Below are 17,654 nucleotides of genomic sequence, written 5' to 3' on the forward strand. Positions count from 1 at the left end.
TGCACTTCGCCGAGGCGGGCTGGCGGGAGCTGCGCGATCCCGGCCCGGGGCGCTCGACGCTGGCGGCGCTGCTGCGGGTCTGCGGGCTGCGGCCGGCGCGGGCGCCGGTCGAGGACACGGGCTGGCTCGGGGCGATCGGGCAGGAGACCCTCGACCGGGACGCGTTCCTGGACCTGCAGGCGCGGCTGGTGGCGGGGCATTTCGACCACGGCTTCTACCGGGCGCGCTACGGGCTGTCCGAGGCGGAGGACGCGGTGCGCGACTACTGCGACACCGGCTGGAAGAAGGGCCGCAACCCCAGGCCCGATTTCAACGGTTGGGCCTACCGCGCTCACCACCCCTCCGCGGAGGCGACGGGCCTCGCGCCCTTCGTCCACCACCTCGCCCGGGCCCTGCTGCGGGGCGACGACCTCGCGGGCGAGGCCTTCGATCCGCGCTACGGCGCGCCGCCGGCCGAGGAGGACGCGGAGCTGTTCGAGCAGGCCCGCGTGATCGAGCCGTTCTTCGACGCGCCCTGGTACCTCAAGCGCTACCCGGACACCGGCGGCTTCGAGAACGGCCCGGCGATCCACTTCCTGTCCCACGGCCAGGAGGAGGACCGCGACCCGAGCAAGACCTTCTCGACGCGCTTCTACCGCCGCGCCTACGGGCACCTGCTGGGTCCCGGGGAGTCGCCGTTCCTGCACTACGTGCGCACCGGCCGGGCCGCCGGGCTGATGGGCTGCCCCGAAGATCTCGGCACCTACCCGCCCATGGAGGCCCCGGCGGCCGACGAATGGGACCGCCTGCCCCGGGCCCTGCCCATCGCGCAGGCCCGCGTCGTCGTCATCGTCCCCGTCTACAAGGGCCGCGGCGAGACCCTGCGCGCCCTCCACGCCTGCCTGTCGGCGCCCCAGGCCACCCCCTTCACCCTGCTCGCCGTCAACGACCGCTCCCCCGACCCGCAGCTCACCGCGGAGCTCGCCGCCCTCGCCGGCCGCGGCCTGTTCCACCTCGTCGAGAACGAGCGCAACCTCGGCTTCGTCCGCTCGGTCAACCGCGCCCTCGGCCTGCGCCAGGGCCGCGCCGTCGTCCTGCTCAACTCCGACGCTGAAGTCTTCGGCGACTGGCTCGACCGCCTCGTCGCCCACGCCGAACACAACACCGAACACAACGCCGAGCCTCGGGCCGGGTCCGGCGGGGAGGCAGGCGCAGGAGTAGAGGCCGGGGCAGGGATGGGCGCGGGGCTGCCCGTGGGCAGCGTCACGCCCCTGTCCAACAACGCCACGATCTGCTCCTACCCGCGCTTCAACGCCAACAACACCATGCCGCTGGAGATCGCCCGGCCCGACCTCGACCGCGTGGCCGCGCAGGTCAATCGCGGCCGCGCCGTGCCCGTGCCCACCGGCGTCGGCTTCTGCATGTACATGACCGCCGCCGCCCTCGACGCCGTCGGCGACCTCGACGCCGAGGCCTTCGGCAAGGGCTACGGCGAGGAGAACGACTGGTGCCTGCGCGCCACCAAGGCCGGCTTCGTCAACCTGCTCGCCGAGGACGTGTTCGTCCACCATGCCGGCCAGATCTCGTTCGGGCTCGACGCGGGCGGCGAGTACGACCAGGGCCAGGCGGCGCTGCTCGCCAAGCATCCGGACTACCCGGCCCGGGTCGGGCAGTTCGTCCAGGCCGATCCCGGCCGGCGCGGGCGGGCGCGGCTCGACCGGGCGCGGCTCGCCCGGCACTTCGCCGGCCGGGCGCTGCTCTACGTGACCCACAGCTGGGGCGGGGGCATCCAGCGGCACATCGACGACATGGTCGCGCAGGCCCGGGCCGAGGGCCTGAGCGTGGTGCTGCTGCAGATCGACCGGACCCGCAACCTCGAGGTCCACGTCTCGTATCGCGGCCCCGAGTTCCTGTACCTGCCCAACCTCGACAGCCTGTACCTGCCGCGCGACGCGGCGGAACTCGCCGAGTTCGTCGGGCAGCTGGCGCCGGTCCTGATCCACGTGCACTCGCTGGCGGGGCTGCGCTGGGGCGCGGCGCGGGCGCTGATGGCGGTGGTGGCGGGGTCGGGGCGGCCCTACGCGTGGACGCTGCACGACTACTCGCCAGTGTGCCACCGCAACCACCTGGTGCAGCCGGACGGGCGCTACTGCGGCCTGGCGCCGGTCACCGAGTGCCGGTCGTGCCTGGCGGTGGACGCGGACGGGTTCGAGGAGCCGGATCCGGGCGAGCGGCGAGCGGCGTTCGGGGCGTTCCTGGCCGGCGCCGCGCGGGTGTTCGCGCCGTCCTCCGACACGGCGGACCGGATCCGGACGGTCTACCCGGATCTCGCCGTGACGGTGCGGCCGCATGTCGAGCCGGAGCGGTCGGTGCGCTCGACCGCCCTCCAGCGGCCCGGCCGCATCCGCCGCGTCGCCGTGCTCGGCGCGATCAGCCTCCCCGAGGGTGGGTTGCTGCTGCAGGCCCTGGCCGCGGACGCACGCGAGCGGGACCTGCCGCTAATTTTCACGATCGTGGGCCACTCGGACCCGGCTCTGACGGGCGGGCTGGCGCGCGCCGGCGTCACCGAGTCGGGGCGGTACTCCGCCGACGATCCGACGCTCGACCGGGTCGCCCGGGCGGCCCTCCAGATCGCCGAGACCGGCCGCCACTGGGAGGACGACGAGACCCTCAATCTCGTCACCCAGGTCTCGGCCGACCTGATCCTGCAGCCGTCGATCTGGCCCGAAACCTACGCGTACGCGCTGACCCCGGCCCTGCGCACCGGCCTACCGGTGGCGGCCTTCGATTTCGGCGCGGCGGCCGAGCGGCTGCGCGCCTACTCTAACGGGCACCTACTCCCCGGCGCCCTCGCCACCGATCCGGCCGCATTCAACAATCGCCTGCTCGACCTCGAAAGCCCGACGCAAAACCGCCGCGCCCAGCTGATCCAAGCCACCACCTACGAGAGCCTACTGCGCGACTACTATGATCTCGCGACCTTCCATTCGTCCGATCGCGGTGCACCGGTCAACGCACTTTAGCCCCTTTTCTAATCGAAGCAGGCCTAGCAACCAGAGGTCACGTCGATGCCCGCCCTCCCGCCGGCTCAAGGGCAAAAGAGCCCGATTGAATCTTATCTGCACGTCCTGCATGCCTTGATGCTGCGGGATATGCGTACACGCTTCGGAGCCTCGCTCTGGGGTTATGGCGTGGTCGTGCTCTGGCCCTGTGTACATGTCTTTATGCTGATTGCTATTTACACCTTCCAGAAGCTGGCAGCGCCGCTCGGCGATAACCGCGCCCTGTTCTTTGCGACGGGTGCGGTTCCTGTCCTTGTCTTCCAGTACATATCCCGCGAGGTCATGAAGGCGGTAATCATGAATAGACCGCTGACATACTACCCACAGGTAAAGCTGTTCGACGTGATCCTAGCTCGCATCCTGGTGGAGATTGTGACTGGCTTTCTTGCACTGTTAGTTGTGTGCTCTGTTTTGATTGCCATTGGAACCAATCCGATTCCGGCAGAACCTTTCACGGCCATGGGCGGCTATCTCGCCGCAATTGTACTAGGCGTCGGGATTGGAACGATCAACGTGGCGATCATCGGTTTCTTTCCAGGTTGGCTGCTCGGCTACGCGCTATTCAGTATTATCTTGTATGTATCCAGCGGCGTTATGTTCCTCCCAAGCTACATGCCTGACAAGATTTACTATTGGATGAAATTCAACCCTGCCATGCAGTTGGCAGAATGGATTAGATCGGCTTATTATCCTTATGCTGGGATTCAAGTCGATCGCCTGTATGTAGTTATGTTCGGCCTGACTTGTGCCAGCATCGGCCTGCTCCTCATCAAGCAAATCGTCAGCAAGATGCAGTCCGGTTGACATCGGATTCCTTGCAGAATGGCCGAACGGCTTGTTTAGAACGCCATTTCCTAGCATTAGAGAATCAATTTTAAAATCTTGACGGACTTCATATTAGGGCCTCCGCACGATGCCAAACGTCGTCTACGCCATTGACACAAAGTGCATTTCTCGCATTCAGCAGCAGCAGATTGCGTTGAACCTCCTCAAGGCTGAACGGGATATCGCCTTGCGTGAGCGTGATCTTGCTCGGGCACAAGCGGAGGCGACGTCCACGCTAATCGAGGCGTTGGTCGGAAGCGTTCGGCCCTACGGGATGAGCCGCAAACGCTTCCTCGCCGCGATCCGCAAGGCTGCGCGGACCGTGCCTAATCACGGACCGGCCGCGCTTCAGCACGGCATCTTGTTCGAAGGTTCAAGTCGGATCCTGGCGGCCTCGCGTATGCCGGGCCGAGCTGCGACGCGCGGCTGAACCCTGATACGCTTGCGCGCACGCGCGATCCCGTTCCGAGACTGGAGCCCAGGACCATGGATGTCGAACTCCTGACGGTGTTCAATGCCCTGATCAACCTGAGGGATAATCTGGACGCCCACCCGCACATACTCAGCTCGGATCTCGATTTCCTGTCCTTCGCCACGCGGATGGCTCCGTACTCCAATGCGCAGTTGATGCAGGACCTGTGGGTGCTGTACGAGCTCCAGGAGAAGCGAAACGGTTATTTCGTGGAATTCGGTGCCTGCGATGGCGTCAGCCTGAGCAACACGCTCCTGCTGGAAAAGACCTACGCTTGGCAGGGAGCCCTGGCGGAGCCCGCGCGGGCTTGGCACGATGCGCTGCATCGCAACCGTAGCTGCTACATCTCCGATAAGTGCGTCTACAAGACCGACGGGATTGAGGTTCTGTTCAACGAAGTCGACATCGGCGAGCTCTCCGGCATGGAGGATTTTGCCGACGACGATTTTCATGCCCAGTTCCGCCAGGAGCGCCGGCAATACCCGGTGGCGACCATCTCGCTGGAACGGTTTCTCTCGGAGGCCCGGGCGCCGCGGCGCATCGACTACATGAGCATCGATGTGGAAGGCGGCGAGCTCGACGTGCTGCAGAGCTTCGATTTCACCCATCACGACATCGCGCTAATCAGCGTCGAGCATAATTTCTCCGGCAGCCGGGAGAAGATCGCCGCGCTGCTGAGCGGCCACGGTTACCGACGGCGCTTCCGTCAGCTATCCCTGTTCGACGACTGGTACGCGCGCCCAGATCTCGTGACAGCACGATCCTGACGGGGAAGGTTCGACTATGTCGGCGCAGTCCGCAATCGCCATTCTGGATTCGATGTTCGACCTGTTCAAGGAGATGGGCAGCGGCATCGCCCTTGATCTCAACTGGTTCGCGATCGCCAGACGCCTCCAGCAGGTTCGCGCGGAAGCCGTGTGGTCGGCCGATCTCGACTTCGTCGCCGTCAAGCTGAAGGCGCACGCCGCCCATTACGCCGCTACCTACCGCGAGCCGCTGGGTTCGGAGGCGATCAGAAAGAAGAACACCGAAACGTTGGACGAAGTCGTCCGACACTACTCGATCCTCCGCGCGCATCTGGAGCAGCAGCTACCGGCCTCTTAACGCCGCGATAATTGGCGCGCGGTGCACATTTGCGCTCCGAGACTGGACCGCGCGCCAGCAGGGCACGCTTGTCAGCCTCGCCGACACATCAGTCGCGACTCACGGCAGTCCGAACTCGACCATCCCTAGCGCGCTGCCTACCGCCAAGCATTGAGCCTACGAACGGTTTGAGGCATCGATCTTGTGCGAGTGCGCCACTACGGCGACGAGGGAGGTACCGTGAGCAGTCTGAAATTCGGGACGAGCGGCTTGCGCGGTCTCGTAACCGACCTCGTCGGTGGCCCGAGCTACGCCTATGCCAGTGCGTTCTTCCGTTCCGTCTCCCAGGGCGCAGGCGGCCGCATGGTCGTCATCGGGCGTGATCTGCGCGACAGCAGCCCCGGCATCGCCGCGACGGTGGCGGATGCCGCGGCAGGCGCCGGCTTCACGGCGATCGATTGCGGCCCGCTGCCGACCCCGGCCCTCGCCCTCGAGGCGATGCGGCGCGGTGCCTACGCGGTCATGGTCACGGGCAGCCACATCCCCGAGGATCGCAACGGCCTGAAATTCTACCGGCCCGAGGGTGAGATCACCAAGACCGACGAGGCCGCTATCCTGGCCGCCCTGAAGGAGGGCGCGTCCGGCGAGGGCCAGGCCTCATCTACCGCCACGCCTGAACCCGACGCGATCGCGCGCTATCAGCAGCGCTACGCTGCCGCCTTCGCGCCGGACATCCTGCATGGCCTGCGGATCGCGGTCTATCAGCAGAGTTCGGTGGCCCGCGACCTGATGGCCGACCTGCTCTCCGGCTTCGGCGCGGAGGTGACGCCGATTGGCCGGTCGCAGGTCTTCGTGCCGATCGATACAGAGGCGCATCGTCCGGAGGACATCGCCTTCATCCGCGACGTCATGGAACCGGGCTCCTTCGACGCGCTCGTGACCACGGACGGCGATGCCGACCGGCCGCTGGTGGCCGACAGCGCGGGCCGGATACTGCGGGGCGACGTGCTCGGGCTCATCACCGCCCGCTTCCTCGGTGCCGACACGGTGGTGGTGCCGGTCACCGCCGGCTCTGCGCTCGAGCATTCCGGCGGCTTCCGGAAAGTTGTTCGTACGAAAGTGGGATCGCCTTTCGTCATCGCCGGCATGGAGCTGGCGACGTCTGCCGGGGCGCGGATCGTCGCCGGCTTCGAGGCAAACGGCGGATTCCTGCTCGGATCGAACGTCACGCTCCACGGCAGGACATTGGCCGCCCTGCCGACGCGCGACGCGATGCTGCCGATCCTGGCCACCTTGGCAGCGGTGCGCGCCGCCGGCACTTCCCTCGCTGACCTCGTGGCCTCCCTGGATGCGGGAGAGATGGCCAGCGATCGGCTGCCCAACACTCCGTCCGAGACGAGCGCCGCCTTCCTCGATCGCCTTCGGGAGCCGGATTTCCGCGCTGCCTTCCTCGGCCCGATTGGGTCATCCGCGTATATCGATCAGCAGGACGGAATCCGGATCGAACTGAACGGCGGGCGCACGATCCATTTCCGGGCTTCGGGCAATGCGCCTGAGCTGCGCTGCTATGCGGAGGCCAAGACGGCACAGGAGGCACAGGATCTCGTCCGGTGGGGACTTGCCTCCGCCGCGACCGCGATGTCGGCAAAAGCCTGAACCCTCACGAAGTCTCGGAGCGGCCCCGAACATCACAAGAGGCTGGGGCACCTCAAGGCGCACTGACGACCTTCGCCTCGCTCGGCGCGGCCGCTCAGAAGGCTACACCAGTGGTCCTCGCGCGGGCGACCTGATGGCCGGTCGCGGCTCGCTAACGGTCGGCGTACTCCGCCGCAGCGAGCCTGCGCAGGCCCGCTTCGAGATTGATGCGCGGCCGCCACCCGGTCCGGTCGAGGAACCGCGTCGAGTCGAGCATCTTGTAGGCCGCGCCCTGGAACGAGCCGGGCGGGCTCACCAAGGGGACGGACCAGTCGAGGGCGGCCAGGGCCGCCCGCGCCACCGCCTCGACGGTGACGGGCGTGTTGGCGGCGCAGTTGAGGATCTCGTTGTCGAACGCCCGGTCGGCCGCCAGGATCGCGTCGATCTGGTCGTCGACGTACAGCACCTCGCGGACGGTCTGCGGGTTGCCCCAGACCTCGAACTGCTCAGCGCCCGCCGCCTTATCCCGCACGGCGCGGTCGAGCAGGGCGCCGACGAAGTGGCTGCGGTCGGAGGCCTTGTTGTCGTGCGGTCCGTACAGGGTCGCAAGCACACAGTGCAGGAAACTCAGGCCGTACTGGTGCGCGTAGGCCGCCGAGCCCGTCGCCAGGACCTGCTTGGCGAGCCCGTAGCCGATCACCGACGGGTGAGTCGGCCCCTGCCCGAACCGCGCCTCGGCGAGCGGCTCCGCCGATTCCGGATAGGTGCAGGACGAGCCCGTGGAGACGAGCTTGGCCTGGGGCTGGAACAGGCGCCACGCCTCGAGGACGTTCAGGTGGACCCGGGCGTTGATCGCCAGCAGCTCGCCCTGGATGTCATACTGCACCGCGCCGGTCCGCTGGCGGGTCACCACGTGGAAGATCCGGCCGGCCGGGGGGGCCTCGCGCAGCGCCCGCTCGACATTCGCCCACTCGGAGAGGTCGCCCGCCGCGCGACCGATCTCGACGACCTCGCGGCCATGGGCCCGGAGCCGCGGGACGAGGTTGCGCCCGAGGAAGCCGTCCGCCCCGATGACGATGTCGCGCTCAGGCTCCGGCATGCTGAGCCCCGTCGCGATAGGCCTCGCGATACCACGCGATCGTCGGCCGCAGCCCGTCCGCGAGTCCCGTGAAGCTCGCCATCCCGAAGCGCTCGCGCAGCCGCTGGTTGGTCGAGCGGCGGGCGAGCACACCGTGGGTCGCCGTGTCGGGGGCGTGCACCGGCCGATTCTCGCCCGCCACCTCCAGGATGGTGCGGGCGAGGTCGAGCAGCGTCGTGGTCTCGCCGCGGCAGAGGTTGAGCGCGTCGCTCGTCTCCCGCATCTCCAGGGAGCGGGCGAACACGTCGACGACGTCGCCGACGTAGATGAAGTCGCGCTCGACCAGCGGGTTGCCCTTGATCTCGAAGCGCTCCCCCGGTGCGAGCGCGCGCATCACGAAGGCCGGCAGGACGTGCGCCTTGCGCGGATCCGTCGAGTCGTGGGGACCGTAGGGGTTGCTCAGGCGGAAGCTGATCGTGTGGATCCCGTAGCGCTCGGCGTGGAGGTCGGCGATCACCTCCGACCAGCGCTTCGACCAGGCGTAGAAGGCCTCGTTCCGGTTGGGCGGCGCGTTGAGGTCGACCGGCCGCGCGTCGTCGAGGGGATCGAGGGCCGCCGGGTAGACCGCGACGCTCGAGGCCGCGCGCACCTCGCGGATGCCCTTCGTCAGGCAGAACCGGTAGAGGCGGTTGGCGATCTCGGCATTGCCGGTCAGCAGGTCGCTCTGCGCCGTCTCGAACTTGTCGGCGTCGTAGCGCTGCGCGGCGACGTTGACGACGATGGCGTCGGCGGGAACCGACAGCGCCTCCAGGGCATCGAAGCGCGCGGCCTCATGCGCCCCCGGCACCGCGCGGCCGGAGGGGCTGACCGCGATCAGCCGCGGCACGCGGTCGGCGAGATGCGCGACGAGGTTGCGGCCGACGAACCCGGTCGCACCGACGACGACGACGGTCTCGGGCAAGGAGGATCGGGAGACGGCAGCCACGCTCAGATCGCCTTCGGCAGGTCGGCGGCGGTGATCACCTTGAGTTCCGGCACCGGAACGATGAAGGCGCCGCCGTTCTCGAGGTAGCGGCGCTCGCGCGCCAGGAACTCGTCGATGAAGTTCCAGGCGAGCACCAGATAGGCGTCGGGCGCGGGTACGCTGCCCTCCTCGACGATCGGGATGCGGGCGCCGGGGATCAGCCGGCCGAACTTCAGCGGATTCTTCTCGGCCGCGTACTGGACCAGACGCGGACCGATGCCGAAGGCGTTGAGCAGCGTCGCGCCCTTGGCTGGGGCACCGTAGGCGTGGACCGTCTTCCCCTCGGCGTGCCTGCGCTCCAGCAGGTCGAGCAGCGCCGCCTGCAGGCGCCGGACGTTCTCGGCGAAGCCGACATAGGTCTCGAACTTGCCGTAGCCGCGGGCCTCCTCGTCGGCGCGCATGCGCTTGACCGCGTCGCTGACCGGGTGGGCGCCGGGGAAGCCGACATGCGCCTCGAGGGAGCCGCCATGGACCGGCACCACGCTGACGTCGAAGACCTCCAGGCCGTGGCGCGCGAACAGCTGCTCCAGGGAGCGGAGCGTGTAGTAGCACAGGTGCTCGTGGTAAATCTGATCGAAGGCGGTGTTCTCGATCATCCCGCCCAGGTAGATCGCCTGCACGACGAAGACGCCGTCCGGCTTGAGCAGCGTGACGATGCCCTTCACAACGCTGTGCAGCTCCTCCAAGTGGAAGAAGACGCCGGCGGCGGTGATCAGGCTCGCCGGCCCGTCCTGCGCGCGGACGATCTCGGCGGTCTCGGCGTTGAAGAAGCGATTCAGCGTCGGCACGCCGGCGGCGCGGGCCAGTTCCACGACGTTGGAGGCGGGCTCGACGCCGCAGCGGCGCAGGCCGAAGGGCTCGTACTGCCGAAGCCACGTGCCGTCGTTGCTGCCGATGTCGACGACGAGGTCCTGCGGCCCGAGGCCGTACCGCTCCACGAGCCGGGCCGCCGTCTGGCGGAAATGCTCCACCAGCGTCTTCGTCGTGCCCGAGACGTAGGGGTAGTCGCTGAACATGCTCTCCTTCGGGATCGTGTGATCGATCTGGACGAGCGTGCAGTCGCGGCAGAAGCCGGCGCGCAGGGGGAAATGCGGCTCGCGCCGGTCGGCGAGCTCCGGCGGGATCAGGCGGTTGCAGTGCGGCTGATCGGTCAGGTCGAGGAACAGCTCGACATCGCGTCCGTCGCAGACGCGGCATGCCATGGCGAGTTTCGTTCCCGTCATCCTACGACCTGTGACATCCGCGGCGCGAGGCTCTACGACCCCACGAGGCTTATCGGCTGAGCCAGGGCAGCGCAACGCGCGGTCGCAGCTCGATCGAAGTCAGAGCCGAAAGGCGAGACAGTTTTGCCATCGCGCATGTCCTCCAGCGGCGAAGATCCACAATGACCGCGGCGGATATCCGAAAGCACAAACCCCGGGCCCGCAAAGAACAATGATCTCGACACCGAGTTGGACAGTCCGCAAATCCCACCACGTCATGAAGGATCGCTGGCTCGGTCTCCGTGCCGACGACTGCGTGACGCCGTCGGGTCACATCGTCGATCCCTATTACGTGCTCGAGACGCCGGACATCGCGCTCGTGCTGGGCATCGACGCGGCCGATCACGTCATCCTCGTACGCCAGTACCGTCACGCCCATGGGGGCCCGAGCCTGGAGCTTCCGGGCGGGGCCATCGACCCCGCCGACCCCGATATCCTTGCGGCCGCCGAGCGCGAGATGCGCGAGGAAACCGGCTACATCTTCGCCGATGCCGAGCGCGTGGTCACCCTGAACGCGGATCCGGCCCGCTACGCCAACCGCATGCATCTCGTCCGCGCGCGCGTGACCGCGGCCGGGCCGGCGCTTCCGGATCCCGCCGAGGACATCGCCGTGGTGCGCGTACCGCGGGCCGAGGCCTTACAGCTCGCCCAATCGGGCGCCATCGTCGGAGCCGTGCACGCCGCCATGCTCCTGATCGGCCTGTCCAGCACCGGATGAGGGCCGTCACCGGATTGTGGATCGAGCGATCGAACCGCTGACAAGACCCGCGCGTTGCGCCAATACGATTAATCGTCGGTTAAAGAGCGGATCGAAGCGTGCCCGAGTACGACATCAAGATCGTTGCTCCGCGAGATCGGAAAGCTCCGGACGCAGAGCGCGAGACTCCGCCCAAGCGCAAGCTCGACTGGGATCGCGCCATGCGCGAGGCCGCGGAAGCGGAGCTCTCGATCCAGTCGCACGATTGACAGTGCCAGACGGCGAAGCGCGCCCCGGCGAGGGCGCACACCTCCTGGGCCCTTCCTACTCCTTCAGCGCGACCTCTCGCAGGAAGGCGAGCAGGTCGTCCGACCTGAAGTGGTGCACGGCGAGCCCCGCCGCACGGCCGGCGGCGAGATCTGTTTCCTGATCGCCCACCAGGAAGCTGCGCGCGCGGTCGATGTCCCAATGGACCATCAGATCGAGGATCATGCCGGGCTCGGGCTTCCGCCATCCGTGGACCGCCCTGTAGGCCTCGACCGTCCCGTCCGGATGATAGGGGCAGTAGCGTAGATCATCGATATGCGCGCCGGCCACGCGCAGGTCGTCCCGCAGCCAAGCGGTCAGACGGGCGACGTCGGCCTCGGTGTAGAAGCCGCGGGCGACCCCCGCTTGGTTCGTGACGACGAACACGAAGTAGCCGGCATCATTCAGCGCGCGGACGGCGTCGCGCGCGCCCGCCATCCACTGGAACCGGTCCACGGAACCGACATACCCGTGGTCGTGATTGAGAACACCGTCCCGATCGAGGAAGGCGGCAGGTCTCCTCCGACGGGCCGGGATCTCTTCCTGGGCTCGGGCGTAGCTCTCGGGCACGCCGATATCGAGAAAGTAGCCGTCGTGGGCCTCGCCGACCACGCGGCCCTCGGCGACCAGCGCGGGCAGGACGTCCCGTTCCAGCGAGCAGGCCGGCGGCAGGCCGGCCAGCGCGTCGCGGCGCACCAGGTAGACGCCAGCGTTGACGAGGCCGGGGCCCGGCTCAAGCGGCCGCTCGAGGAAGGCGGTGATCCGGACGCCGTCGACGAGCGCGACGCCGTAGCGCGCGGCGTCCGGCACCCGACGGAGCGACAGGACCATCGCCGCTTCGGGATGACGGGCCGCCATCGCGGGCAGGGACAGCAGGTTCACATCGAACCATGAGTCGCCGTTCAGCAGGAGAAAGGTCTCGTCGGCCTCGGGAAGGGCGTGCACGACGGCGCCCCCGGTCCCGGCCTGCTCCGGCTCGACCGAGACCCGAAGCGTCATGCCGAAGCGTCGCGCGACCGGGTTGTCGGCGGCATAGGCGCGGATCTTCTCGCTGTGGAATGAGGCCAGCAGCACGATCTCGGTGAAGCCGTGGCGGCCGAGCTCGAATAGCAGCACGTCCAGGAACGGCTCACCCGATGCCGGCAGCAGCGGCTTGGGCATCGCCGAGGTCAGTGCGCCCAGGCGCGTGCCGAAGCCGCCGCACAGGATCATGGCTTGCCGGACAGAGCCTCCGCCCTTCCGCTCTGGCTCGGTCACAGGCCGTCCCTCACGCTGCCGTCCCGCGCGGGAACAGGCTTTCTTCGACGAGGCCGCAGACGATGTGCGCGGCGGTGATGTGGATCTGCTGGATCAGGGGCGTGGCGTCCGTCGGCGCGTGCAGGCAGACATCCGCTCGCTCGGGCATCGCCCCGCCCGTCGCACCCGTGAAGGCGACAACCCGCAGACCCAGGTCGCGTGCCGCGTCCATCGCCTTCAGCACGCTCGGCGACCGCCCCGATGTGGAGAGGGCGAGCAGGACATCGCCCGGGCGCCCGAGGGCCAGCACTTGCCGCTCGAACACGTGCTCGTAGCCGTAATCGTTGCCGATCGCGGTGATTACCGAGGTGTCGGTGGTCAGCGCCACGGCCGCGGCGGGCGGCCGGTCGTAGTTGAGCCGCGAGACGAACTCGCCCGCGATGTGCTGCGCGTCGGCGGCACTGCCGCCATTGCCGATCGTCAGGAGCTTGCCACCACCGCGCAGGGACGCGGTCACGAGATCGGCGATTTCGGCGAGGGTCGCGTGGAAGCGGGAGTCGTCGAGAGCGGCCTGGAAGGTGTCGCGGGTCTGCGTGAGAAAATCGACGATCGCGCTCATGCTCACCTCGGTCCGTCCCCGCGCCGGCCGACCTCTCGGGCCAACCGGCGGGCGTTCGCTGCTGGGCTCCGGTCACCCGGATCAGACGTTGGCGAACCGCGAGTTGCGTATCATTCGGAAGCCCTTGATCAGTTCCTTGATGCCCCGGTCGAGATCGAAATCGGGGAACCAGCCGGTCGCCTCCAGCTTCTCGTTGGACACGATATAGTCGCGCTTGTCGGGATCCTCGCCGATCGGGGCCTCGACGTAGACGAAGTTCGGAACGTGCACCTTGATGCGTTCGCAGAGTTCCAGCTTCGACAGGTTGGCGCTCGACAGGCCAAGATTGTACGCCTCGCCACGCATCCGGTCGTAATTGTCCATCCCGTGGATGAACCCTTTGGCGACATCGCGGATGTGGATGTAGTTGCGCTTGAAGTGGCCCTCGAACACCAGGAGCGCCCGGTCGGTCACGGCCCGGTGCGTGAAGTCATTGACGAGGAGGTCGAGCCGCATTCGCGGCGCCATGCCGAACACCGTCGCCAGCCGCAGGCTGACGCCGCGCCCGCTGTCGAGCACCGCCTTCTCGGCCTCGACCTTGGTGGTGCCGTAGAGCGAGATCGGCCGCAGGGGCGAGTCCTCGGTGCAGAACTTGCCGGCCTCGCCGACGCCGTAACCCGAGTTGGTCGTCGGGTAGACGATCCTCTGCTCGCCGCCCGCACGCTCGACCAGGGCAATCACGGCGTCGCGGTTGAGCGTCGTGGCGCCGATCGCGTCCTCCTTGCAGAGGGGCGCGCCGACCAGGGCCGCGAGAGGGATGAGCACGTCGTGCTTCGGGATCAGCTCGTCCAGGATGCGCGTGTCGCGCGCGTCGCCCTTGATCGGCTCGAACGTGTCATACTGGCAGGCCGAGAACAGGTCCGGGGCTCCGGACTTGAACGTGTCGAGCACCGTCACGTGGTGCCCGCGCTCAAGCAGCATCGGCACCAGGATCGTCCCGATATAGCCCGCGCCGCCGGTGATCAGAATTCGCATCGTTGCCTCTCGTCGCGATGAGTCTGCGGCCCGGCTGGGACCGGGCCGGGGCCTGTGAGGATGCCGCTCAGCGCGTCTGGCGATAGATCAGGGTGGACCCGTCGACATCGATGCCGATCGGCACGACGGACAGCGGCGCGACCCGCTCGATCAGGGCCGAAAGCCGATCGGGATCGATTAGAGCGAGGAAGAAGCCGCCACCGCCCGCGCCGCACAGCTTTGCCCCGTAAGCCCCCGACCCGATGATCGCTTCGAACAGATCGTCGAGCACCGCGTTCGAGACCTCACGCGACAGGGTTCGCTTGATGCGCCACGAGGCGGAGAGCATCTCGCCGAGTTGCGCGAGCCAGCCGCTCGTCCCCGCTTCGAGCAGAGAGACGCATTCCTCGACGAGGCGGTACAGTTCGGACAATTCCTTGTCGATCGCGCGCGCGCGCGTCACGGCGATCTGCGCGGCGACCGTCGTCGTCGCGCGCCGCGCGATGCCTGTATGGACCAGCACCATCGACGCGTTGAGTTGCTGAATGGCGGCAGAGCTCATCTGAACAGGCGAGATCCGTATGGCGGAGCCGCTGAAATCGAATCGGTTGATGCCGCCGAAGGCGGCGTGGAGCTGGTCCTGCACGCCGACGTTCTCACGCAAAATCTCTCGCTCGACTTCAATTGCCTTCTTAGAAAGCTCGATCTTCGTAGGTTTTTGGTTCAAGATTGCGTAAATTGTTCGCAAAAAACCGACAGTGAACGCTGAAGACGAGCCCAGACCGCTTCCCGCCGCAGGCAAATCGGAGATGATGCTCATATCGAGTCTACGGGTCACATTGAAATGCTTCAATACTTCTCGAACAACAGGATGTTCAATTTCTGAGATATTGTTGCAATGTTCAACACGAGAGTAACTTAATCTATAATTATAATCCTGGCAGCCAATCAGATCGAGCGCCGCGATGATGATATACTTATCGATCGCCGCGCCGACGACAGCGCCCGGGGCGCGCTCAAAATACTCTGGGTAATCGGTGCCGCCACCAAACAAACTAATCCGTAGGGGTGTCCGCGTAACCGTCAGCATAGCATTATTCCGAACACTCAACAGCTTCGGCGAACCCGCCTGCACCATACAGCCTTTTATATTTCCCCTAACCGTCACCCAGTCCATATTTTGAGGACCGACTTCGCTAATGTGACAAAATCGCAAAGTGATCCGTAAAATATCTATAACACAGCACCCCCATGCAACTTTAGCCTAATTTTTTGATCAAAAAATTTATTTGACCGCCGAAAATTGACGGGGATTTGTGTTTTGCAGCTAAACAACCTTAACATGCTTCATTTTAATTCTGCCGACCAACACTCCCGGGGTCGATTGGCGGCGACAGGCTGGAGCACGGGCAACAGACCTACGCCCAATGCGCCATCACGTCGCCTGTCGCGCAACTCAGCCGTAATGACCATGAAGCGCAGAACCTGATACCGTGACTAGGCCCAACTCCACTTCTTTCTGCTTTACCGACGACGCGTTCGACAAAGTCGTGATCAAATCAACGATACCAAAGCAATTGCCAGCTCTGGGTTACATCGGACAGCATCACAACTTTGGGAGAAAACCTTCCAGACGCAGCGTGCTCACATTATGGTTAAGAAAGTGTCAACAATCTCAAGCTGCCCCTATCGCAGCTCTTCGATATCATGCCACGCGGCACCCTTATTAACTTCAAGCGGCCGGAAGGTCACGATTCAGCAATTCGCTGGCGCAACGCGTGCGCCAGCGAATAACGTCGATGAGATGCGGCAGAAGGCGGCCTACAGTCCGGCTTTCGGACCGTGATCGTCAACGCTCTCAATTTTCGCAAGATCTTTACGAAATGCGTTGACCTGCGCAACTGCAATAGGATCTGCGGTCGTCACGATCGGACGGAACCCTTTCGCCGAACGGGCTGGTGCATAGTTGCGGGAGGCGGTGTGGATCGAGCGGTGCCCCAGAATCGCGGCAATTACCTCCGGCGGCAGGTCCACCTTCATCCGGGCAGTCGCAACATGGCGTAGTGTGTATGGGCAGGCGGGACGAATTCTTAGACTGGGGCACATCTTTCCCGCCTTGATAGACGCCGCTGTCATTGCGCGGGCAACGTTCTGGTGGATCGCCTCCCACGTCTCGCTGACGAGCGCATCGGCGATGCGATCGATAGATGCGGCCAGCGATGCAACGTAGTCGTCCCCAAATCCGTCCAGCGGCAGCCTTCGCGTCGGCCCATTGCCACGGTCATTGGTGTTTTTGGCGTTCTGAATAACGAGATAGCCATCGACAATCTGAGCTGTCTCCCACTCTACGGGGCGCAATCCGAGGTCGACGCCAAAAAAGACCTGCGCCTGGGCGATGGGGGCGTGACGATGTCCCACCTCGCAAAGGGCGAGCAAGAGAGCGTGGGCCTCGGCCGGTGTCAGAGTCTTCCGCTTCTTCGCGCTCGTCTGCCGCTCGGTGCGCACGCACGGTATGGGCGTCACAAGGCGGCCAGTCTCACAATCGGTCGCGTTCAGGCGCTGCAACGCCCTTACCAAACGCGGATGGTTGGGATGTTTGCGGCTCGTTTCAACGAAAGCAAAGCGCAGCGCTGCCCGAGTATGCCGGATGGTGCTCTCTGACCACCTTCCGTGCTGTCCCAAGAAATAATCAACCACGTCGACGGGAGATGGGGCCTGCTGGTCGAGCTCGCGACCGACCATGCCGATGAAGGCTCGAGCCGTGGCCGCATAATCCCGTCGTGTCGTCTCGCTTTGTCCTGTTACCGCTACGCTCATGATCCAAAACTCTACGTTACTTCCACCAAGGAGGCGGGGGTGACTGGCCGAATGCGAACCGCGCAGCGGACTGTTACCGTCTGCGTTACCCCCGCTTGATCTCTCGCGATCCGCGTGTGCCACGAGACAGGAGACAATGGCCCGCGATCGACCACGGCGGAGCTTCGTAGATCGGCATGAAAAAGACAAAGCGCGTTCGTCGAGCGATCCTCTAAGACCTGCACCCACCAAAAAAATGACGTTCTCTCGGCTGAGTCAAAGCGCAACTCGGGCAGACCGATTTTGAGCCATCTTGCGTCTTTCATCGGGCTTCACAATGCTACGATCAGGAGCGGAGATCGGCATGCGGACCGCACGTTTTACCCCCGGCGACATCGTCACCTCGGTGAGGCTCGAGCTCTTCTCTCGTAGGGAGAGCGATGCGCGGATCGAGGAACTATTCGCGCCGCTGACGACGGAGTCGATCATCGCGCTGCGAGGAGATCTCGATGGGGCGTTGACACGCTTTCATGCGCTGCTGACTGCCGCATTCGTCGTGACTTGCAACGGGACCCGCCGTTCGGTGG

16 protein-coding genes are annotated in these 17,654 nt (G+C 65.9%); 8 read left to right on the top strand and 8 right to left on the bottom strand.

Features of this window, described 5'->3' with window-relative positions:
• From ACLBX8_RS29625 to ACLBX8_RS29650, 6 genes are all read left to right on the top strand, one after another.
• Positions 1 to 3,002, top strand: a 3,002-nt coding sequence (locus tag ACLBX8_RS29625; RefSeq protein ID WP_447716249.1) for a glycosyltransferase, incomplete at its 5' end; no start/stop codon positions are given.
• A gap of 45 nt (positions 3,003 to 3,047) precedes the next feature.
• The gene (locus ACLBX8_RS29630) at positions 3,048 to 3,845 is read left to right on the top strand and encodes an ABC transporter permease (RefSeq protein ID WP_447716250.1); all 798 of its coding nucleotides are present in this window, start codon (positions 3,048 to 3,050) and stop codon (positions 3,843 to 3,845) included.
• A gap of 109 nt (positions 3,846 to 3,954) precedes the next feature.
• Positions 3,955 to 4,296, top strand: a complete 342-nt coding sequence (locus tag ACLBX8_RS29635; RefSeq protein ID WP_447716251.1) for a hypothetical protein — start codon at positions 3,955 to 3,957, stop codon at positions 4,294 to 4,296.
• A gap of 56 nt (positions 4,297 to 4,352) precedes the next feature.
• Positions 4,353 to 5,105, top strand: a complete 753-nt coding sequence (locus ACLBX8_RS29640) for an FkbM family methyltransferase (protein ID WP_447716252.1) — start codon at positions 4,353 to 4,355, stop codon at positions 5,103 to 5,105.
• Positions 5,106 to 5,121: 16 nt separating this feature from the next.
• Positions 5,122 to 5,442, top strand: a complete 321-nt coding sequence (locus ACLBX8_RS29645; RefSeq protein ID WP_447716253.1) for a hypothetical protein — start codon at positions 5,122 to 5,124, stop codon at positions 5,440 to 5,442.
• A gap of 219 nt (positions 5,443 to 5,661) precedes the next feature.
• Positions 5,662 to 7,077, top strand: coding sequence for a phosphomannomutase (locus tag ACLBX8_RS29650; protein WP_447716254.1), 1,416 nt, complete (start codon positions 5,662 to 5,664; stop codon positions 7,075 to 7,077).
• A gap of 151 nt (positions 7,078 to 7,228) precedes the next feature.
• On the opposite strand, the gene ACLBX8_RS29655 is transcribed toward ACLBX8_RS29650, so the two are convergent.
• Genes ACLBX8_RS29655 through ACLBX8_RS29665 form a run of 3 tightly spaced genes read right to left on the bottom strand, consistent with a single transcriptional unit; the run spans position 7,229 to position 10,360 of the window.
• Positions 7,229 to 8,155 carry an NAD-dependent epimerase/dehydratase family protein gene (locus tag ACLBX8_RS29655; protein WP_447716255.1) on the bottom strand — a complete coding sequence of 309 codons (927 nt, stop codon included), beginning with the start codon at positions 8,153 to 8,155 and terminating at the stop codon, positions 7,229 to 7,231.
• Positions 8,142 to 9,095: an NAD-dependent epimerase/dehydratase family protein gene (locus ACLBX8_RS29660; RefSeq protein ID WP_447701155.1), complete on the bottom strand. Its 954-nt coding sequence runs from the start codon at positions 9,093 to 9,095 to the stop codon at positions 8,142 to 8,144. Before ACLBX8_RS29660 ends, ACLBX8_RS29655 begins: the two co-directional genes overlap by 14 nt.
• 26 nt (positions 9,096 to 9,121) lie before the next feature.
• Positions 9,122 to 10,360: a class I SAM-dependent methyltransferase gene (locus tag ACLBX8_RS29665; RefSeq protein WP_447716256.1), complete on the bottom strand. Its 1,239-nt coding sequence runs from the start codon at positions 10,358 to 10,360 to the stop codon at positions 9,122 to 9,124.
• Positions 10,361 to 10,712: 352 nt separating this feature from the next.
• Between ACLBX8_RS29665 and ACLBX8_RS29670 the strand changes: the two genes are divergently transcribed.
• Both ACLBX8_RS29670 and ACLBX8_RS29675 read left to right on the top strand, forming a co-directional pair.
• Positions 10,713 to 11,138 carry an NUDIX hydrolase gene (locus ACLBX8_RS29670; RefSeq protein ID WP_447716257.1) on the top strand — a complete coding sequence of 142 codons (426 nt, stop codon included), beginning with the start codon at positions 10,713 to 10,715 and terminating at the stop codon, positions 11,136 to 11,138.
• A 98-nt stretch (positions 11,139 to 11,236) separates the two neighbouring features.
• Entirely contained in the window at positions 11,237 to 11,386 is a 150-nt protein-coding gene (locus ACLBX8_RS29675) for a hypothetical protein (RefSeq protein ID WP_165923221.1), read from the top strand.
• 55 nt (positions 11,387 to 11,441) lie between these two features.
• On the opposite strand, the gene ACLBX8_RS29680 is transcribed toward ACLBX8_RS29675, so the two are convergent.
• The 5 genes from ACLBX8_RS29680 to ACLBX8_RS29700 form a co-directional block, all read right to left on the bottom strand.
• On the bottom strand, positions 11,442 to 12,680 hold the full coding sequence (locus ACLBX8_RS29680; RefSeq protein ID WP_447701153.1) for an HAD-IIIA family hydrolase: 1,239 nt from the start codon (positions 12,678 to 12,680) through the stop codon (positions 11,442 to 11,444).
• 10 nt (positions 12,681 to 12,690) lie between these two features.
• Positions 12,691 to 13,278, bottom strand: a complete 588-nt coding sequence (locus ACLBX8_RS29685; RefSeq protein ID WP_273563001.1) for a D-sedoheptulose 7-phosphate isomerase — start codon at positions 13,276 to 13,278, stop codon at positions 12,691 to 12,693.
• 81 nt (positions 13,279 to 13,359) lie between these two features.
• Positions 13,360 to 14,292 (bottom strand): NAD-dependent epimerase/dehydratase family protein, encoded by a 933-nt coding sequence (locus ACLBX8_RS29690; RefSeq protein WP_042675489.1) that lies wholly within the window; start codon positions 14,290 to 14,292, stop codon positions 13,360 to 13,362.
• Positions 14,293 to 14,359: 67 nt separating this feature from the next.
• Complete coding sequence (locus tag ACLBX8_RS29695) at positions 14,360 to 15,361, bottom strand: GHMP family kinase ATP-binding protein (RefSeq protein WP_132369169.1); 1,002 nt, start codon at positions 15,359 to 15,361, stop codon at positions 14,360 to 14,362.
• Between the two features lie 731 nt (positions 15,362 to 16,092).
• Complete coding sequence (locus tag ACLBX8_RS29700; RefSeq protein WP_447716258.1) at positions 16,093 to 17,088, bottom strand: hypothetical protein; 996 nt, start codon at positions 17,086 to 17,088, stop codon at positions 16,093 to 16,095.
• Between the last annotated feature and the right edge of the window lie 566 nt (positions 17,089 to 17,654).

The organism is Methylobacterium sp. D48H (assembly GCF_053345715.1).

Bases quoted from the DNA above. Each gene is read 5' to 3' on its own strand.
- ACLBX8_RS29630 (WP_447716250.1), top strand. From the start codon at position 3,048: ATGCCCGCCCTCCCGCCGGCTCAAGGGCAAAAGAGCCCGATTGAATCT.
- ACLBX8_RS29635 (WP_447716251.1), top strand. From the start codon at position 3,955: ATGCCAAACGTCGTCTACGCCATTGACACAAAGTGCATTTCTCGCATT.
- ACLBX8_RS29640 (WP_447716252.1), top strand. From the start codon at position 4,353: ATGGATGTCGAACTCCTGACGGTGTTCAATGCCCTGATCAACCTGAGG.
- ACLBX8_RS29645 (WP_447716253.1), top strand. From the start codon at position 5,122: ATGTCGGCGCAGTCCGCAATCGCCATTCTGGATTCGATGTTCGACCTG.
- ACLBX8_RS29655 (WP_447716255.1), bottom strand. From the start codon at position 8,155: ATGCCGGAGCCTGAGCGCGACATCGTCATCGGGGCGGACGGCTTCCTC.
- ACLBX8_RS29665 (WP_447716256.1), bottom strand. From the start codon at position 10,360: ATGGCATGCCGCGTCTGCGACGGACGCGATGTCGAGCTGTTCCTCGAC.
- ACLBX8_RS29685 (WP_273563001.1), bottom strand. From the start codon at position 13,278: ATGAGCGCGATCGTCGATTTTCTCACGCAGACCCGCGACACCTTCCAG.
- ACLBX8_RS29690 (WP_042675489.1), bottom strand. From the start codon at position 14,292: ATGCGAATTCTGATCACCGGCGGCGCGGGCTATATCGGGACGATCCTG.
- ACLBX8_RS29695 (WP_132369169.1), bottom strand. From the start codon at position 15,361: ATGCTGACGGTTACGCGGACACCCCTACGGATTAGTTTGTTTGGTGGC.
- ACLBX8_RS29700 (WP_447716258.1), bottom strand. From the start codon at position 17,088: ATGAGCGTAGCGGTAACAGGACAAAGCGAGACGACACGACGGGATTAT.